We start from the raw sequence: 17,792 nt of genomic DNA on the forward strand, positions 1-17,792 counted from the left end.
TGCACAGCATGTGACAAATTCGCGCTTCCGACCATGTTACCGGTGAGTAAACTGGGCGCATGCCGGAAGCTGTCATCGTCGCCACTGCCCGCTCCCCCATCGGCCGCGCCCACAAGGGCTCGCTGAAGGATCTGCGTCCCGATGATCTCGCCACCACGATCATCGACGCCGCCCTGTCCAAAGTGCCGCAGCTCGACCGCACCCTGATCGAAGACCTCTACCTCGGCTGCGGTCTGCCCGGCGGCGAGCAGGGCTTCAACATGGCCCGCGTGGTCGCCACCCAGCTCGGCCTGGACGGCCTGCCCGGTGCCACCGTCACGCGCTACTGCGCGTCCTCGCTGCAGACCACCCGGATGGCCTTCCACGCCATCAAAGCCGGCGAGGGCGACATCTTCGTCTCGGCCGGTGTCGAGACCGTGTCCCGGTTCGCCCGCGGCAGCTCCGACGGCCTGCCCTCGGCCGCGCAGGAACTCGTCGGCGGCTCCTGGGCCAACCCGGCCTTCGCCGCCGCCCAGGCCCGCACCGTGACCTCCGCGAAGAACGGCACCACCTGGCACGACCCGCGCGCTGACGGTCTGGCCCCCGACATCTACATCGGGATGGGCTACACCGCCGAGAACCTCGCGCAGATCAAGAACGTGTCCCGCGAGGAGATGGACGAGTTCGGCGTCCGCAGCCAGAACCTCGCCGAGAAAGCCATCGCCAACGGCTTCTGGGACCGGGAGATCACTCCGGTCACCCTGCCCGACGGCACCGTCGTGTCGAAGGACGACGGCCCCCGGGCGGGCGTCACCATCGACGCGGTCTCCCAGCTCAAGCCGGTCTTCCGCGAGGACGGCCGAGTCACCGCCGGCAACTGCTGCCCGCTCAACGACGGTGCCGCCGCAGTCGTGATCATGAGCGACACCAAGGCCCGTGAACTCGGCATCACCCCACTCGCCCGGATCGTCTCCACCGGCGTCACCGGCCTCTCCGCGGAGATCATGGGCCTCGGCCCGGTCGAGGCGTCCAAGCAGGCTCTCCGGCGCGCCGGCATGACCATCGACGACGTCGACCTGGTGGAGATCAACGAGGCGTTCGCGGCCCAGGTCATCCCGTCGTACCAGGACCTCGGCATCCCCCTGGACAAGCTGAACGTCAACGGCGGCGCGATCGCTGTCGGCCACCCGTTCGGCATGACCGGCGCCCGCATCACCGGCACCCTGCTCAACTCCCTGGACTGGCACGACAAGAGCATCGGCCTGGAGACCATGTGCGTCGGCGGCGGCCAGGGCATGGCGTTGATCCTCGAACGCCTGAGCTGAACCCAGCACTCTCCCCGTCCCGATCTCCCTGCTCACCCGGCCCCGGTCTCCCCGCTCATCGTTTCGGTGAGCAGGGAGGGGCCGGGTTTCGGTGAGCGGGCAGAATCAGGCCGATGAGCGAGATCCTCGACGCGATCCACCGCGCCTATCGCCGGGAGACCGAACCGGCCCGGCTCGGCGACCACCAGGTGCGGATCATGAGCTTCCCGCTGGGCGGCCACGGCCCGATGACCACGATCTTCCGGATCCGGTACGGCCGGGTCACCCTGCTGCGAGCCGCCAAAGGCACCTACCGCGAAGACGTGGCGATCGCTCTGCTCGACGCCGCCGACCGGGTGCCCGCCGACCCGGGTGAGAGCGTGCACGTCCTGCCCTTGGAGATCGACGGCTTCCCCTTGGACCGGGTGGTCGTCCTCCGGCCGGTCGACGAGTTCCGCAGGCATCCCGCCCTCAACGCGATCACCACCCTGGCCGCCCCCGCACATCGCAGCGAAGTCCGCCCCGGCGAGTCCCGAGAGACGTTCGAACAGGTCACCGGCGGTGTATTATGCCTGCCGCTCGGCGAGTGGTCCCGCCCGGCGCAGCCCCGCGCCGACACCCGCCTGCTGGACGAATGGCCCGGCGGCCAGATGTACCCCACCGAGGCGACCCTTCCGTGGCCCGCCGCGACCCAACTGACCCGAGTGGCCAACGACCTTCCGCCCGGCGTACGCCTGGAACTCACCGACGTCCGAGGCCACCGCCTGGTGATCACCCGATCCTGGGACCGCCTGACCGGAACCCTGTTCCCCCCGTCTTCTCCTGATTCCCCGGCTTTCCCGGTCCCCTCGGCTTCCCCGGCTCCCCCGTTCTCACCGGAATCCCTTCCCTCGCCGGGCGCCGATGACTCCCTGCCCGTCGACGTTCCCCGCTTGGCGGCCTGGGCTGCACTGGCCCCGATCTTCTCCGGAGACCCGATCCCGTCGGCATCGGAGTTGATCGTCCCGGGCAGTCCCGAGGAGGACGTCCTGGAGATGACCTACGAGACCACCGACCGCGGCCACGCGGAACGCCCGTTCCTGACAACCTTGGAAAGCTGCACAAAACGCATTCAAAACCACATCTTGCGTACGCCCGGCAATTGGGCAGTCTTCACTTCCCGCTCCGGCGCCATCGTCCAGGTCCGCAACGAGGATCACGACCCACCGCTCTGGCTGGAGACCCCCTACCCCGACGAGCACCTCTCCCGAGGCCACCACGTGACAATCCCCGAGGCCACCCGAATCCTCACCACCCTGGCCCGCGAAGACCGAACCCCAGTCCCCGACCTAACCAACCTGCAAACGATCCCCTGGAACTCTCCCTGACCCGACCCCACGCCCACCTCCCCTGTCGCACCCCAGACTCCCCGGCACACCCCGCACCCCTGACCAACCGTCGCGACGATGCTCCGACCAGGAGAAACGCCATGACCTTCCGAACCCATCGCCATCAACCGGCCTGAATCAATGCGATAACCGCCAATTTGCCTGAGGCATCGCCAGGACCATCGGCCGGGTTGAAGGAACACCGCAGCCATCGACTGCCTTAAAGGCACACCGTGGCCATCGGCTGGCTTGGAGAAGCACCGTGACTCACCGAATTACCGTCCTGAGCTACGGCTCGCCGAGATTCACCGAAACCGCAGCGCTTTTCGACGAATATCGGGTCCACTACGGTCAGCCCTCGAACCAGGAGGCAACCGCCCGCTGGCTGTCCGCCCGACTCGGCGAAGGCACGCTGAACCTGATCGCAGCACTCCACGACGATCACCCAGTTGGCCTGGTCACCACTGTGCGGCTACCCGCCTCGCTGCGGCTGGGCACGATCTGCTCGATCCGCGACCTCTACGTCGCACCGTCCCACCGCCGCAACGGAACCGCCCGCGCCCTGCTGGACCATGTGATCACCAAAGCCCGCTCATCAGGTGACCTCCGAGTGTCCCTGCAGACCGAGCCGGACAACACCTCAGCCCAGGCTCTCTACGCCGCGCTGGGCTTCCACCAGGTCCACGGCTTGGACCTGCTGAACCTCACCCTTGTTCCCTGATCGCCAGGTTCTCGGTCGGCCCGCCCGAGTCGTCGCCGTCGCGGGCGGCGCACCCGATCCCAAGCAGCGCCCAAAGTCGGGCTGGCGGTAGTGGCCCAGCCAGCCGCCGGGTCTGTCGGACGCCCTGACCCACTAGACGCCCGGGAAACCCCTCTGGCTTGGCATCTGCGATACAGCCTGGACCAGACGGCACGAGCGCGGAGCAACGGGCCTTCGATCAGAGGGTTGCGCGGACCTCGTCGGTCACCGCGGTCGCGCGGTCCAGCAGTTCGGCGGAGGGACCGGCCGCAAGGATGTCGTCGGCAAGAACCCGGATCTGGTCGCGCAGCACCAGGTCATGCAGGTGCGGAACCGGGCGCGCGGGCGAATTCTCAGCCTCGGCACCCAGATCGGCTAGGTGCTGCACCAGCCGTTGGACGGACTCGGAACGAGTACCGGCCCCGCCGCCGGCCGGGGCCGTCCGCCAGCGCCGCTCGTCCCAATGGTGGATCTGAGTGAGCAGGCGTTCGATGGCGGTGGCGAAGTCAGACACCCGGCGACGATACCCGGCACCGCAACGGGAACGGGAAAGCCCGCCCGGGGCCAAGGCACGGGGCGGGCTTTCTCGTAAGTCGGGGGCAACGCCCGGTCCGCGGGGAGGCGGGCCGGGCGTTGCCTGGTGACGACGGACGAACCGTCAGTCGTCGCCGCCTTGGAAGAAGCTCAGCAGGCGAAGGATCTCGATGTAGAGCCAGACGAGGCCGACCAGGATGCCGAACGCCGCGGTCCAGGAGTAACGCTGCGGCAGACCCATCCGCACGCCCTCCTCGATCTCGTTGAAGTTCAGGATGAAGCTCAGCGAGGCGACCACGATGCAGATCAGGCTGAAGCCGATGCCCAGGGCGCCGTTGTCACGCAGGCCGGTGTTGAAACCGAACAGCGACAGCACCAGGTTGATCAGCATGACGCCGAAGAGACCCGCCATGATCGCGATCATGGCGCGGGCGAACTTCGGGGTGGCCCGGATGATCCGGGCCTTGTAGAGCCCGGCCATGATGAAGAAGACACCGAACGTGGCGACCACGGCCTGCAGGACGATGCCGTCGTAACCCATGATGCTCTGGAAGAACTTGGACACCATGCCGACGAAGACGCCTTCGATGACCGCGTACGTGATCACGAGCGCCGGGTTGGCCATCCGCGAGAACGAGATGACCATGCCGAGGACGAGGCCGATCAGCGCGGCACCGATCCAGGCGGGGCCGATCAGCGTGTTCGGGATAAGGTTCCACGCGGCGACGGCGGAGATGCCGGTGATGCCGAGCAGCGTGACCGTCTTGACGACAACGTCGTCGATGGTCATCGGCTGGACGGCCGGAGGAGCGGACGGGTAACCCGCTGCCGTGGGGTAGGGATCGCCGTAACCCGGCTGACCGTAACCCGGCTGCGAGGCCGGCCCAGATGGCCCGTACCCGGCCGCTCGCTCCCGCTCGGCCGCCTGGCCGAGTCGCGAGAGCACCGGGTTTGAAGTCTTCACTGTTTCCAGCCTCCCTTGAGGGTCAGGCACGATGCCTGTCACTCAAGGGTAAGCGGTTCTCGCGATAAGCGCCGCACCGTGTAGCTGTGAGCCGCCTGAGAGTGAGACTTATTCCTGCAGGTCACCGCATGTGAGGAACAGCGCAAAGCGCGGTCGCGGCGCATCGCCGCGACCGCGGAACTCGGTGCCCGGGGCGGGTCTCGAACCCGCACGCCTTTTGGGGCAGCCGCTTTTAAGGCGGCCGTGTCTGCCATTCCACCACCCGGGCGGCCTGCGAACACCGTAGCTGGTGCCGCCCGGGCAGTGGAAACGGCCATGGCCGCAAATCAGCGGGTTCCGGCGGTGACCTTCTTCTCCGGCGCCTTCTCGGCGGGCAGCGCCACCGGCGGGGTCACCTCGATGAAGTCCTCACGCGGGCGGTGCAGCTGGCCGAGCGCCACGGTCTCCCGCTTGAACAGGAACGCCAGCACCCAGTCGGCGAGCACTCGGATCTTGCGGTTGGTCGACGGGATCCGGCTCACGTGGTAGAAGCGGTGCATCAGCCACGCGGGGTAGCCCTTGACCTTGATGCCGTAGACGTGCGCGACACCCTTGTTGATGCCGAGGCCGGCAACACCACCGACGTGCTTGTGCCGGTACTCCTTCGGGGCACCGCCGCGCACCACCTGGGCGATGTTGTCGGCGAGCACCTTGGCCTGACGGACCGCGTGCTGGGCGCTCGGCGAGCACCAGCCACCCGGGTTGGTCAGGTCGGGGACCTGCGCGCAGTCACCGGCGGACCAGGCGCCATCGAGCGGCTCGCTGGTCTCGTTGTCGGCGACCTGCAAGGTGGGCAGGCAGTTGACGTGCCCGCGCGGGCCGAGCGGCAGGTCGGTGTTGGCCAGCATCGGCGACGGCTTCACACCCGCCGTCCAGACCAGGGTCTCGGCGCGGAACGAGTCTCCGTCGGAGAGCACGATCCTGCCGTCGACGCAGGACTGCAGGAAGGTGCCCAGCCGCAGGTCGATGCCGCGGGAGGCGAGCTGACGGGCCGCGTACGCACCCATCTCCGGGCCCACCTCGGGCAGGATCCGGTTGGTCGCCTCGACCAGGATGAAGTGGACCTCCTTCGGGTCCAGCTCCGGGTAGTACTTCAGCGCGTCGGAGACCACGTCCTGCATCTCGGCGAGCGCTTCGATGCCGGCGAACCCGCCACCGACGAAGACGAAGTTCAGCGAGGCCTTGCGCACGCCCTCGTCCGGCGTCACCGCGGCGACGTCGAGCCGGTCGAGGATGTGGTTGCGCAGGTAGATGGCCTCACCGATGGTCTTCAGACCGATACCGATGTCGCTGAGGCCGGGAATCGGCAGGGTCCGCGAGACCGAGCCGGGCGCCACGATGATGTGGTCGTACTCCATCTCGTAAGCGGGGCCGTCGATCGGCTGGATCGTGACGGTCTTACGAGCGTGTTCGAGCTTGGTTACCTCACCGGAGACGATGCGGCACTTCTTCAGCTCCCGGCGCAGCGGCACCACGGCGTGTCGCGGCGAAATGTTACCGGCCGCTGCCTCAGGCAGGAACGGCTGGTAAGTCATGTGTGGAACAGGATCGATGACGACGATCTCGGCCTGGTTCCGGTTCAGCTTCTTGGACAGGCGGAGGGCGGCGTAAAGCCCGACGTGACCTGCTCCAACGACGACTATGCGCGGCGGATTCACCGCTCTATTGTCGCGCGCGGATGGGGTCTGATGCGTCGTTCTGTGACGATCACAACGGCTGAAGTCAAGTGACGAAATACTCAGATTTCACTCACGACGGGTCAGACGTGATAGGACCATCGTCACAGCGGCTGCCGCGGCCAGGCCGACCACCGTCGCCAGCTCAAAGGGGTCCCCGCCCAGGTCAGCAGTCAATCCCAGAGCCAAGATGATCACCACTGCGGAGATCACCACGACGGCCAGGGAACGCACCAGCCACAGACCCGGCACGTCGAAGTTGACTATCGCATCGTAGGGCAGCACCGCGGCGAGCGCCGTCAGGGTGTGCGCCAGGTAGAGCAGCGTGGACAGGGCCAGCACTCGCCAGAGCGTGACCGGCGAGCCGAACGCCGAGGTGTCGACCAACCAGCCGGCGATCACCACGAGCGCGGCAACCGTACCCCCGCGGCCCCGGGGTGCCACCACCGGCCAGAAGGCGACGCAGGCGACGGTGAGAAAGAATCGCGGGCTGCTCAGCAGCTCGATCGGCCAGGCGACGCCGAAGGCGAGCAGGCCGGTGACCAGGATGCCGCATCGGACGATGAACGGTACGGCCGTAGCCCGCCTCACCGCGGTCTTCCACCGGCCCATCCGTCCGGACAACGCGCTCAGCATTTGATCAGTGCCCCCTCGGGACCGAGGCCAGCCGGGACACGTCCCGCAGCACCAGGTCGAGGCTGCCGGCTCCGGCCCACGCCACCACCGGTACACCGTGCTCCCGAAGACGTCCCAGCACGTTCTCCCGTTCGATGCGCCACAGCCGGGTGGCCGCGGGGGTCCACTGGTTCTTCACCGGCGGGGCGGTCTCCGGCGGCAGGGTGTCGACCGCCACCACGTAACGGCCGGACTGGGTGAGCTGGGCGAGCATGTCGGCGGCCCGCGGGTCGACCAGCGGGGTGAGCACCACGACCAGCGCGGACGACGAGACGTGGTGCGCGCCGAAGACGTTCTCGTACTGCTCGGTCTCGGTCGGCTGGGGCCGGACGTCGAGCAGCCACTCCAGCGCGGTCAGGTACTGCCGGCGGCCGGAGGCGGGACGCAGCCGGCGGGAGTCGGCACCGTACTCCAGCAGCGAGACCCGGTCGCCCCGGTGCAGGTAGTGCTCGGCGATCGCGGCGGTGGCCCGGACCGTGGTGTCCAGCACCGACGAGCCGCCCCGCACCCCGCCGGAGATCCCGATCTCACCGAGCACGTCGAGCAGCAGCAGCACCTCGGCGTCCCGGTCCGACAGGGTCGAGGCCACATGCAGATCCCGGGTACGCAGGGAGACACGCCAGTCGATGCGGCGCAGACGATCTCCAGGAGCGAACTGGCGTACGCCGGCAAGCTCTCCGCCCTCGCCCGGACGCCGTGAGCGATGCGCCCCGACCAGCCCCGCAGCCGCCGGCATCGCTTCGACGGCCTTGAACGGTTCGGTGACCGGGTAGACCCGCACGCCCCGCGCCGGCGTGACCACCGGGCGGCAGGCCAGCAGCCCACCGCAGGCAGCGGCCCGCGCGGCGGCCGGTCCGACGTCCTGCCGGCCCCAGCGCAGAGCCTCGCCGGGCAGGTCGATCGCGGCCCAGCCGTCGGCACCCACGGTGATCGCGAACGGCCGGTCCGAATGCTCCAGGCGCAGCCAGGGCGAGGTCCGGGTCCGGACGACGACCAGGTCGTAACCGATCGCGTCCGGGTTGGCGACGACCAGCCCGGCGTCCACCTCGCCACCCTCGACGAGGTGGGTCTCGTCGGCCCGGATGGTGATCTCCGGGGCCGACGTGGGGATCCGGCGCAGGTGGAGCGCGGCGCCGATCGCGAACGGTGCCGCGAGCAGCGCCAGGTCGACCCGGCCCAGAGCCACCCCGAGCAGCAGGAGTACGCCGGTGAGCAGCACCGAGCGCCCGAGGGCCCGGGTCGGTGCCCAGATCGGGCCGAACGGCTGATCGGCCGTGTCCTCGGCGGGCACGGCCGGCCTCAGGCGCATCCGGTCAGTCATGCCGGGCGTACGTCGGAAGCGCCCCGCTGGCCGGGGCCGGCACCGCGGTCAGCACCTCCTGGACCACGAACGACGGGTTCACCTGCCGCAGCCACATCTCCGGGCGCAGCGTGATCCGGTGCGCGAGCGCCGGGATCGCGACGTCCTTCACGTCCTCCGGCACCACGTAGTCGCGGCCGGCCATCACGGCCCGGGCCCGGGCCAGCAGGAGCAGGGCGAGTGAGCCACGCGGGGAGGATCCGACGAGAACCGCGCTGTGTTCCCGGGTCGCCGAGGCGAGCGCCACGATGTACCGGCCGATCGAGTCCTCGACCGCCACCGACTCCAGGGCGGTCTGCATCTGCTGGAGGGTCCGGGCGTCCACCACCGGGGAGAGGGTCGCCTCCTCCTGGCGCCGCGACATCCGGCGCTGGAGGACCGTCCACTCCTCCTCGGCCGTCGGGTAACCGAACGACACCCGCAGCAGGAACCGGTCGAGCTGGGCCTCGGGCAGCGGGTACGTGCCCTCGTACTCGATCGGGTTGGCGGTCGCGATCACGTGGAACGGCGGGTCCAGCCGGTAGGTGACACCCTCGACCGACACCTGCTTCTCCTGCATCGCCTCGAGCAGGGCGGACTGGGTCTTCGGCGGCGTCCGGTTGATCTCGTCGGCCAGCAGCATGTTGGTGAAGACCGGGCCGGCCCGGAAGGCGAAGTCACCTTTGCGCTGGTCGTAGAGGAACGAGCCGGTGACGTCGGCGGGCAGCAGGTCCGGGGTGAACTGCAACCGGCGGAAGTCGAGCCCGAGCGCCTGCGCGAACGAGCGGGCGGTCAGGGTCTTGCCGAGACCGGGCATGTCCTCCAGCAGCACGTGACCGCCGGCCAGAATCCCGGCCAGCACCAGCTCCAGCGAGTCCCGTTTGCCCACCAGGACCGAGCCGACCGAGTCGAGGACCGCCCCGGCCAGCCGCCCGACCTCGTACGGGGGAAGAGCCTGCGTCACCGGCGCACCTTTCTCACAGTCGTTCCATGGCGTCTAGGTAAGTCTCGACATCGCGTGCCTTCAAACCGCGGCGGCCCGGCTCGGCCAGCGCCGACCAGAGCTCGTCGCCGAGAAGTTCCCGGGCTCGGCGGGGGTCACTGGCCCGGGTGATGCCGTGCCGCAGCCGCAGCCGTTCATCGGTCAGCTCGGCGAGCACCGGCAGAACGTTACGCGCATACAGTTCCGGGTCAGAGTTTGCCCGGTCCAGGTTTCGTTCCCATCTCCGGACCGCGGACCGGAGCGCGTCGGCGGCCGGACCGGAGTCGGTGCCGATCTTCGAGCGCAGCCGGGGTGCGGGCGGCGGGGCGACCACGCGGACCGCGCGGATCACCAGGCGCAGGCCCAGCAGCAGCGAAACCAGCAGCAGCGGCGAGATGCTCAGGCCGCCCGCCCGCAGCGCGGCGGTGATCACCACCGCGGCCAGGCCGATGACCACCGCGTTGCCGATCAGGGTGACGGCGATCGAGCGTCGTTTGACGACGCCCTCGGGCTCTTCGGGGCGGCGACGGTTGCCGCCTGGGCCGGAGCCGAAGAGATCGTCCAGTCCTCCGTCGCTCATACCTGCACCCCACCGAGATCGGCGCGCAGTCGTTCCAGGGCGGACCGGGCCTGCTGACGCATCTGGTCGTCGACGGTGTGTGTCGCGTACCGCGCTTCCCGGTAGACCGCCAGCAGCGCCGCCAGCACTCCGGCGTCGACCAGTTGCTCGGCCAGCAGCCGCCCGACGTAGTCGGTGGGGCTGTCGCCGGGATGCCGTGGGGTGCCCGCCGCGGCGGCGGCGTCCTCCAGCCGCACCCAGCAGGCGATCACCGCCCGGCGCGGGTCACGGTCGGTGTCGGACAGCTCCTCCAGGCCCGCGTCGAGCGCGGCGACCAGGTCGTCGGCGGTCCGCTGTGGGCGGCGCGGCGCGTGTTTACCGGCCCGCGCCGGGCGGCGGCGCAGGTAGTCGCGGATCAGGGCCCAGCTCAGGCCGACGACCAGCAGCAGGGCGCCGGCACCGAGCACGATCAGGGTGGCGGTGCCGACCCAGCCGGGCAGCCCCTGGGCCGGTTCGGGAATGGATTCCTCGAAGCTGGGCCTGACCGACGGTTGCGGCGGCAGCAGCGGCGGACGGGTGGTCGTGGTGGCCTGTGGCTGGATCTGGTCGAGCTGCGGCGCGGACCGGGTGGCGGCCAGCGCGATGACGAAGAGCAGCCCGAGGACGGCGGCGAAGGGCCACCAGCGGCGCAGTGCGGCGAAATCCATGCGGGCTCAGATCCGTGACTCGAAGATTGTCGGCGCTCGCATCATGCCAAACCCGCCAGAACCTTCGCACGGCCGAACACCTCGTCAAGCATCAAGGGGGTCAGCCGGCCGGTGAAGGTGTTCTGCTGGCTGACGTGGAAACTGCCCAGCAGAACCGGGGCGCCAGGCACCTCCACCAGGGCACCGTGTCCGAATTTCGGCCGCGGGACCGGTGGCCGCGCACCGTAGGCGGCGGTCATCGCCGGCCACCAGGCCGCCCACGCGAACGCGCCGAGCGCCACCACGACCTTCAGCGTCGGCCGGATCAGTTGCAGTTCGCGCCGGAACCACGGGGCACAGGTGTCACGTTCGGCCGGCAGCGGCTTGTTGTCCGGTGGAGCGCAACGGACCGCCGCGAAGATCCGGGTGTGCCGCAGTTCCAGGCCGTCGTCGGCGGCCACACTCGTCGGCTGGTTGGCCAGTCCGGCCCGGTGCAGAGCGGCGAAGAGGACGTCACCGGAACGGTCGCCGGTGAAGAGCCGCCCGGTGCGGTTGCCACCGTGCGCGGCCGGGGCCAGCCCGAGGATCGCGATCTCGGCGCCGCCCGGCCCGAACCCCGGGACCGGGCGGCCCCAATACTCCTGATCACGGAAGGCGGCCCGCTTGGTGACGGCGATGTCGTTACGCCAGGTGACCAGGCGTGGGCAGGCGAAACAATCCGCGATGCGGGCGTCGAGCAGGCTCAGCGAGGCGGTCGCGGCCGCCTGCTCCTCAACTGCCGGTGGGGTACGCGCGGACGAGAGCACCCGCCCAGCACAGCATCCCGGTGTTACCCGCCCACACCCGGGGCCGACGGAGCAGCGGACGGCTCCGGGGTCATCGAGACGAACGGGGCGTCGTCCGGACAGGTCGGGTAGCCCACCGCCCGGCTGGGCTCGTCCGAGCCGGTGGCGGCGATCCAGCAGAACCCGTCGCCGAAGTGGACCGGCCGGCCCTCCTGGTCGTAGAGCTGCACCCCGGTGAGGAGTTGTCCCTTGTCGTCGTAGACGAAGACGTCCTCGATCCCGGCGTACTTCACATCGGTGTAACCGACCTGCTCGTAGAAGTCGCGCCGGGCCGCCTCGTCGGCCTCGAAGAAGCCGATCACCGCGAAGAACACCAGCCCCGCGCTGGCGAACCGCAGCGCACGCCGTTTCCCGCGCCCGGCCGGACCGCCCCGGCCGCCCAGCCAGACCGAACCGATGACGGCCACCGCGAGCAGCAGGAGCCCCAGTGGAAGCTCGCCGTTGATCCGGGGCAGCAGGCCCACCGGGCTCTGGCTCTCCTCCACGAAGAAGGACACCGCCATGGCCGCCAGATAGCCCCGGAGCACCCACCACGCGGGCCGCAGGAGCACCAGGAAGTCGCGGGCCCGCGGATAGCCCAGGAGCCGGCCGGCGAACACGTCGGCCCGGCGCACCCGGCCGGCGAAGCGGGCCCGGTGTTCGGCGGCCTTGGCGGCGGCACGCGACCGGGCGTCGGCCTTCGGCGGGGCGTCGGCCGGTGGGGCCCAGGTGGCGCCCAGGCCCGCACTGGCGCTGAGCTCGGCGGCGTACACATCGGGCGGCCCGAGCCGGTCCTCCAGGGAACCGCCGCCCTCGGCCAGCACCTCGGCCAGATGTTCGGGCAGGTCTTCGAGAAGCTCGTCCCTGGTCCCGGCCGGCAGACCGGCCAAGGCCAGCCGGACGCCCTCCACGTAGACGGCGATCTCGTCCTGTGCCGTTAGGTTCACGCCTTCCCCCGCTCCTGAAGCAGATCTTCCATGATCGACGCGAAGCCGGCCCAGACCTTGGTGGAGCGTTGCAGCTCCGCCCGGCCGGCCTCGTTGAGTGCGTAGTACTTCCGGTGCGGGCCCTCGTCGCTGGGCACCACATAGCTGTTCAGCAGTCCGTTGTTGAATAGCCGTCGCAAGGTGCCGTAGACCGAGGCGTCACCGACGTCCTCCAGCCCGGCCGTCCGCAGCCGGCGCAGGATGTCGTAGCCGTAACCGTCCTCCTCGCGAAGCACCGCGAGGACGGCCAAGTCGAGCACACCCTTGAGCAGCTGGGTCGCATCCACGCTGTGGACAGTACTGCGCAATGCGAAGTACCGTCAACAGCGCACTACCCCGGCGGGCAATGCGGTGTTCCCTAGATCGCTAGCCCGAAGGCAATGCCGTCGAGGATGTCGTGTTCGGAGGCGATCACGAAGTCGTGCCCGGAACGCTCGCTGATCAGCTTCATGATCAGGGCACCGGCGCCGATCACATCGGCCCGGCCGGGGTGCATGACCGGCAGGGCCAGCCGCTCGGCGACCGTCATCGCCAGCAGCTCGTCGGTCACCCGGGCGACCACCGGCGTGTCGACCCGGCTGTGGTGGATGCGGTCCGAGTCGTACTCGTCGAGGTCGTGTGCCAGCGCGGCCACCGTGGTCACCGTCCCGGCCAGCCCGACCAGGGTCTTCGCTGAACGCCCGTCGACCGCCGCCAGCGCGGTGTCGATCGCGTCGACGATGTCGGCCCGCGCCAGAGCCAGCTCGGCCGCGGTCGGCGGGTCGCTGTGCAGGTGACGTTCAGTCATCCGGACACAGCCGATGTCCATCGAGATCGCCCGCTCGACACTCTTCGTGCCGGTGACGAACTCGGTGGAGCCACCACCCAGGTCGTAGACCAGATAGGGCCCCTCGGCGTCCAGCCCGCGAACCGCCCCGTCGAAGGAGAGCTGAGCCTCCTGCGCGCCGGTGATCACTTCCGGGTCGATCCCCAGCACACCGCGGACCATGTCCCGGAAGTCCTGCGCGTTGGAGGCGTCCCGGCTGGCCGAGGTCGCGCACATCCGCACCCGGGTGACACCCAGCTCGGCGATCTCGGCGGCATAACCGAGCAGGGCCGTGCGGGTGCGCTCGATCGCCGCCGGCGCGAGCATCCCGGTCCGGTCCACCCCCTCACCGAGCCGGACGATCTCCATCCGGCGGGCGACGTCGACGAGTTCGTCCCCGCTGACATCGGCGATCAGCAGCCGGATCGCGTTGGTGCCACAGTCGATGGCGGCGACGCGCGTGCTCATAGGTGGAGCAACATTCTCGTGTTCCCCAGAGTGTTCGGTTTGACCCGCTCAAGGTCCAGAAATTCCGCGACACCTTCGTCGTACGATCGGAGCAGCTGCTCGAAGATCTTGTGCGGCACCGGCGCGCCGTCGATCTCGGTGAACCCGAACGACCCGAAGAAGCGGGTCTCGAAGGTGAGACAGAAGACACGGCGCACGCCGACCTCGCGCGCCTGGTCCAGCAGCGCCGCGACGATCCGGTGGCCGATCCGCTGACCGCGCCGGCCGGGGTCGACCGCGACCGTCCGGATCTCCGCCAGGTCCTCCCACATCACGTGCAGGGCCCCGCAGCCGGTCACTGTGCCGTCTTCGGCCTCCGCCACCCAGAACTCCTGCACCTGCTCGTACAGGGTCACGGTGGCCTTGCTGAGCAGCCGGCGATCGGTCGTGTAGGTGTCCACCAGCGACCGGATCGACCGGATGTCCCCGGTCCTCGCCCGACGGATGATCACTCGTCGGTCGCTATCCGGACACAGGGGCCACCGGCCCAGTACGGCTCGACCGCGTCCCGCACCTCGTCACCGAACGGGTTGACACCCCGCCCGGCGGCCAGCGCGTGCCCGAGGTGGACGTGCAGGCACTTCACCCGGTCCGGCATGCCACCGGCCGAGACGTGACTGATCTCCGGGACGTCGTCGATCGACGTACGCCGGTCCAGGTAGTCCTGGTGGGCTTCGGCGTACTTCTTGGCCAGTTCGGGATCGGTGCTGAGACGCTCCTGCATGTCCCGCATCACCCCGGCCGACTCCAGGCGGCTGCAAGCGGCCGTGGCGTGCGGGCAGGTCAGGTAGTAGAGCGTCGGGAAGGGCGTGCCGTCGTCCAGGCGTGGCGAGGTCTCCACCACGTCGGGGTTTCCGCACGGGCAGCGGTGCGCGACCGCACGGGTGCCACGGGGGCGGCGGCCGAGCTGGGCCGCCACGATGTCCAAGTCGGCGGGTGTGGGTTGTTCCATCGGTCCGGATTCAGTCCTGAGGCTCTGCGTTGGCGGCTTCGACACTGCTCCACAGCGTGTCGTACCAGCGGTCCGGGGCGGCCGCCGGGGCTTGCTCCGCGGCCTGGCGAGCAGCACCCTCCTTGTCGTCCACGACAAGCAGGGGCGTCTCAGCCGGGCGCACGTAGAAGTATCGCTCGCGGGCCTGGATGCGCAGGTAATCGTCGTCGCGCCACTTGGCCAGCTGTTTCGCCGTCTCGTCGATCGCGGCGCGCTGCGCGGCCGTCGCACTCTCCATCTCGGCGATCTGGGACTCCTGCTCCAGATACACCCGGAGGGGGTACGTATAGGCCAGTGCCAAGGCGACGACCAGCGCGATCAGGACGGTGGCGCGGCTGGTCAGCGCACGGGGGCGGGGCGCGTCGGTGCGCTCGGCGGCCGCGCTGCCCTTGGCTCCGCCCTTCGCCGAACCGGCGGCGCGCCGGGCGGTCGGCACCCGGACCGGACCGGTGTTGCGGGTCGCGGTCCCGGTGGCAGTCCTCGTCCGGGACGTGGTCGGGCGGCCTCCGGCGGCGACACGGCGCCGGGTCGGGCCCTGGCCACTCGGTGTACGGCGCTCCGTCATCTCCGACCTCCCCGCCGATGTCTCGCGTTCGCGGCACCCGCCAGAGAACCTATTCCTCACTGGGCGGGTGCCACAAACTCGATGATCCGCGCTGAAGCGTCAGCTGACGCGGTAACGCGGGAACGCGCCCGCACCGGCGTACCGGGCGGCGCTCTCCAGCTGCTCCTCGATGCGCAGGAGCTGGTTGTACTTCGCGACCCGGTCGGACCGCGCCGGGGCACCGGTCTTGATCTGGCCGGAACCGACCGCGACGGCCAGGTCGGCGATGGTGACGTCCTCGGTCTCACCGGACCGGTGGCTCATCATCGTCTTGAAACCGGCCCGGTGAGCCAGGTCCACGGCGTCCAGCGTCTCGGTGAGCGAGCCGATCTGGTTCACCTTGACCAGCAGGGCGTTGGCGGCCTGCTCAGCGATACCGCGGGCCAGGCGCAGCGGGTTGGTGACGAACAGGTCGTCGCCGACGATCTGCACCTTGTCGCCGATCTGCGCGGTCAGCGCGGTCCAGCCGGCCCAGTCCTCCTCGTCCAGCGGGTCCTCGATGGAGACGATCGGGAAGTCGGCGGCGAGCTTCGCGTAGTACGCGATCATCTCGTCGGTGGACTTCGGGGCGCCCTCGAAGACGTACGCGCCGTCCTTGTAGAACTCGGTGGCGGCGACGTCCATGGCCAGCACGATGTCGCTGCCCAGGGTGTAACCGGCGGCCTGCACGGCCTCCGCGATCAGCTCCAGGGCCGCGACGTTCGCCGACAGGTTCGGCGCGAAGCCGCCCTCGTCGCCGAGGCCGGTGGAGAGGCCCTTCTTCTTCAGCACCGACTTGAGCGCGTGGTAGACCTCGGCGCCGCTGCGGACGGCCTCGCGGAAGGTCGGGGCGCCGATCGGCGCGATCATGAACTCCTGCACGTCGACGTTGGAGTCGGCGTGCGACCCACCGTTGAGGATGTTCATCATCGGCACCGGCAGCAGCGACGCGTTCGGGCCGCCCAGGTAGCGGAACAGCGGCAGCTCGGCGGAGGCCGCGGCGGCCTTGGCGACGGCGAGCGACACGCCGAGGATGGCGTTGGCGCCGAGCTCCGACTTGTCGGCGGTGCCGTCCAGGTCGAGCATCTTCTGGTCGATCAGGCGCTGGTCCGAGGCCTCGTAACCGACCAGCTCGTCGATCAGCTTCTCCTCGATGTTCTCGACCGCTTTGAGAACACCCTTGCCGAGGTAACGGTCCTTGTCACCGTCGCGGAGCTCGAGCGCCTCGAAGGCGCCGGTGGAGGCACCCGAGGGCACCGCCGCACGGCCGACCGAGCCGTCGTCCAGACCGACCTCGACCTCAACGGTCGGGTTGCCCCGGGAATCGAGAATCTCGCGCGCGACGATCGCTTCAATGGTGGCCATTAGTGTGTCGCTCCCTAACAGTTGTACGAATACAGTTTCGGTCCGCGACCCTGCGGGCCGACCACACCGCCAGAGCGTATCGAGTCCGGCAATGACGTGTTCGAGGGGCTGGTCAACTCCTCCGCCGGTTCGCCTCAAACCCGGCACACACCTGCCGAACGTCAGGGCACTATGACCAGTAGCCTGTTTCCCTCCGACGGGTCGCGTGTCGAGATGGTGCACGGAGCCCTGACCGTCCCGGATGTCCGGGTGGTCCGGGTCACCGACACCGCCGTGACCCTGTCCCTCGCCCTGGACGACGTCGACCTGAGCACCGGTGACGGTGTGCATCTGCGCTGGCCGGCCGGCCTCCGCGGCCGTTACGCGCTGCACGGGACCGTCGCCGGGGTCGACGAGAACCGGATCGATGTCCGGGTCGCCGGGCAGCCCGAGATCGAGCAACTGCGCGACTACGTGCGCGGCGGCGGAGGCGAGAGCGTCCTGCTGGTACTACCGGGCGAAACGGAACGATACGGGCGCGTCCACGACATCAGTGAGCGCTCGGTGCGTGCCCTCTTCCACGGCATCGGCTTCGAACCCGGCCAGGAGACCCGGCTGCGGGTGCAACTCGCCGGCGACGTGGTCGTCGAGTTCCCGGCCACGGTGCTGCGGGCCGCCACGATCCGTCAGCAGGTGCCGGTCCGCGGGCCGCTGCTGACCGAGATCGTGGCGATCTTCGAGCAGGACGAGCGCCAAGCCAAGATCATTCGCCGGTACGTGATGCGCCTCCAGCTCGAGGCCCGCCGCCAGTCCCGGGCCGTCGAGTCCCCGGACCCGGAGCCGATGGCCGAGATCATCGCCCTGCGGTGAGTGCGGCACGGTGGGGCCGTCGCACCCGTCACCGGCCGG

At 69.6% G+C, this 17,792-nt stretch carries 20 protein-coding genes and 1 tRNA gene; 4 read left to right on the forward strand and 17 right to left on the reverse strand.

Annotated features, from left to right (window positions below; genetic code table 11):
• The first annotated feature begins 59 nt into the window (after positions 1 to 59).
• The 3 genes from BLU81_RS29400 (at position 60) to BLU81_RS29410 (ending at position 3,371) form a co-directional block, all read left to right on the forward strand.
• The gene (locus tag BLU81_RS29400) at positions 60 to 1,304 is read left to right on the forward strand and encodes an acetyl-CoA C-acetyltransferase (RefSeq protein WP_092548389.1); all 1,245 of its coding nucleotides are present in this window, start codon (positions 60 to 62) and stop codon (positions 1,302 to 1,304) included.
• 113 nt (positions 1,305 to 1,417) lie between these two features.
• Positions 1,418 to 2,650, forward strand: a complete 1,233-nt coding sequence (locus BLU81_RS29405; RefSeq protein WP_092548392.1) for a hypothetical protein — start codon at positions 1,418 to 1,420, stop codon at positions 2,648 to 2,650.
• Between the two features lie 262 nt (positions 2,651 to 2,912).
• Positions 2,913 to 3,371 (forward strand): GNAT family N-acetyltransferase, encoded by a 459-nt coding sequence (locus BLU81_RS29410; protein WP_157751841.1) that lies wholly within the window; start codon positions 2,913 to 2,915, stop codon positions 3,369 to 3,371.
• A 217-nt stretch (positions 3,372 to 3,588) separates the two neighbouring features.
• Here BLU81_RS29410 and BLU81_RS29415 read toward each other — a convergent pair whose 3' ends face one another.
• From BLU81_RS29415 to eno, 17 genes are all read right to left on the reverse strand, one after another.
• Positions 3,589 to 3,903, reverse strand: coding sequence for a hypothetical protein (locus BLU81_RS29415; protein ID WP_092548398.1), 315 nt, complete (start codon positions 3,901 to 3,903; stop codon positions 3,589 to 3,591).
• Between the two features lie 144 nt (positions 3,904 to 4,047).
• Entirely contained in the window at positions 4,048 to 4,887 is an 840-nt protein-coding gene (locus tag BLU81_RS29420) for a Bax inhibitor-1/YccA family protein (protein ID WP_092548401.1), read from the reverse strand.
• A 185-nt stretch (positions 4,888 to 5,072) separates the two neighbouring features.
• Positions 5,073 to 5,155 (reverse strand) — tRNA-Leu (locus BLU81_RS29425).
• Between the two features lie 58 nt (positions 5,156 to 5,213).
• On the reverse strand, positions 5,214 to 6,584 hold the full coding sequence (locus BLU81_RS29430; RefSeq protein WP_092548404.1) for an NAD(P)/FAD-dependent oxidoreductase: 1,371 nt from the start codon (positions 6,582 to 6,584) through the stop codon (positions 5,214 to 5,216).
• Between the two features lie 87 nt (positions 6,585 to 6,671).
• Positions 6,672 to 7,238, reverse strand: a complete 567-nt coding sequence (locus BLU81_RS29435) for a hypothetical protein (RefSeq protein ID WP_092548407.1) — start codon at positions 7,236 to 7,238, stop codon at positions 6,672 to 6,674.
• Between the two features lie 4 nt (positions 7,239 to 7,242).
• Positions 7,243 to 8,580 (reverse strand): DUF58 domain-containing protein, encoded by a 1,338-nt coding sequence (locus BLU81_RS29440; protein WP_373873265.1) that lies wholly within the window; start codon positions 8,578 to 8,580, stop codon positions 7,243 to 7,245.
• A gap of 10 nt (positions 8,581 to 8,590) precedes the next feature.
• On the reverse strand, positions 8,591 to 9,580 hold the full coding sequence (locus tag BLU81_RS29445; RefSeq protein ID WP_092548413.1) for an AAA family ATPase: 990 nt from the start codon (positions 9,578 to 9,580) through the stop codon (positions 8,591 to 8,593).
• Positions 9,581 to 9,593: 13 nt separating this feature from the next.
• Complete coding sequence (locus BLU81_RS29450; protein ID WP_092548416.1) at positions 9,594 to 10,178, reverse strand: hypothetical protein; 585 nt, start codon at positions 10,176 to 10,178, stop codon at positions 9,594 to 9,596.
• Entirely contained in the window at positions 10,175 to 10,864 is a 690-nt protein-coding gene (locus tag BLU81_RS29455; RefSeq protein ID WP_092548419.1) for a DUF4129 domain-containing protein, read from the reverse strand. Before BLU81_RS29455 ends, BLU81_RS29450 begins: the two co-directional genes overlap by 4 nt.
• 41 nt (positions 10,865 to 10,905) lie before the next feature.
• Complete coding sequence (locus BLU81_RS29460) at positions 10,906 to 11,649, reverse strand: uracil-DNA glycosylase (RefSeq protein ID WP_092548422.1); 744 nt, start codon at positions 11,647 to 11,649, stop codon at positions 10,906 to 10,908.
• A 23-nt stretch (positions 11,650 to 11,672) separates the two neighbouring features.
• On the reverse strand, positions 11,673 to 12,614 hold the full coding sequence (locus BLU81_RS29465) for an HAAS signaling domain-containing protein (protein ID WP_092548425.1): 942 nt from the start codon (positions 12,612 to 12,614) through the stop codon (positions 11,673 to 11,675).
• Positions 12,611 to 12,940, reverse strand: coding sequence for a PadR family transcriptional regulator (locus BLU81_RS29470; protein ID WP_092548428.1), 330 nt, complete (start codon positions 12,938 to 12,940; stop codon positions 12,611 to 12,613). Before BLU81_RS29470 ends, BLU81_RS29465 begins: the two co-directional genes overlap by 4 nt.
• A gap of 71 nt (positions 12,941 to 13,011) precedes the next feature.
• Entirely contained in the window at positions 13,012 to 13,926 is a 915-nt protein-coding gene (locus BLU81_RS29475; RefSeq protein ID WP_092548430.1) for a Ppx/GppA phosphatase family protein, read from the reverse strand.
• A complete protein-coding gene (locus BLU81_RS29480) occupies positions 13,923 to 14,417 on the reverse strand; it encodes an amino-acid N-acetyltransferase (RefSeq protein ID WP_092548433.1) in 495 nt (164 codons plus the stop codon). The genes BLU81_RS29475 and BLU81_RS29480 overlap by 4 nt, the downstream gene beginning before the upstream one ends.
• Entirely contained in the window at positions 14,414 to 14,917 is a 504-nt protein-coding gene (locus tag BLU81_RS29485; RefSeq protein ID WP_092548436.1) for a DUF501 domain-containing protein, read from the reverse strand. The genes BLU81_RS29480 and BLU81_RS29485 overlap by 4 nt, the downstream gene beginning before the upstream one ends.
• Before the next feature lie 10 nt (positions 14,918 to 14,927).
• Entirely contained in the window at positions 14,928 to 15,521 is a 594-nt protein-coding gene (locus BLU81_RS29490; protein WP_092548439.1) for an FtsB family cell division protein, read from the reverse strand.
• A gap of 99 nt (positions 15,522 to 15,620) precedes the next feature.
• The gene (eno, locus tag BLU81_RS29495; protein WP_092548441.1) at positions 15,621 to 16,904 is read right to left on the reverse strand and encodes a phosphopyruvate hydratase; all 1,284 of its coding nucleotides are present in this window, start codon (positions 16,902 to 16,904) and stop codon (positions 15,621 to 15,623) included.
• 171 nt (positions 16,905 to 17,075) lie between these two features.
• Here eno and BLU81_RS29500 point away from each other — a divergent pair, with 171 nt between their 5' ends.
• On the forward strand, positions 17,076 to 17,753 hold the full coding sequence (locus tag BLU81_RS29500; RefSeq protein ID WP_231953572.1) for a PilZ domain-containing protein: 678 nt from the start codon (positions 17,076 to 17,078) through the stop codon (positions 17,751 to 17,753).
• Positions 17,754 to 17,792: the final 39 nt, after the last annotated feature.

This window comes from Actinoplanes derwentensis, assembly GCF_900104725.1.
Lineage (GTDB): Bacteria > Actinomycetota > Actinomycetes > Mycobacteriales > Micromonosporaceae > Actinoplanes > Actinoplanes derwentensis.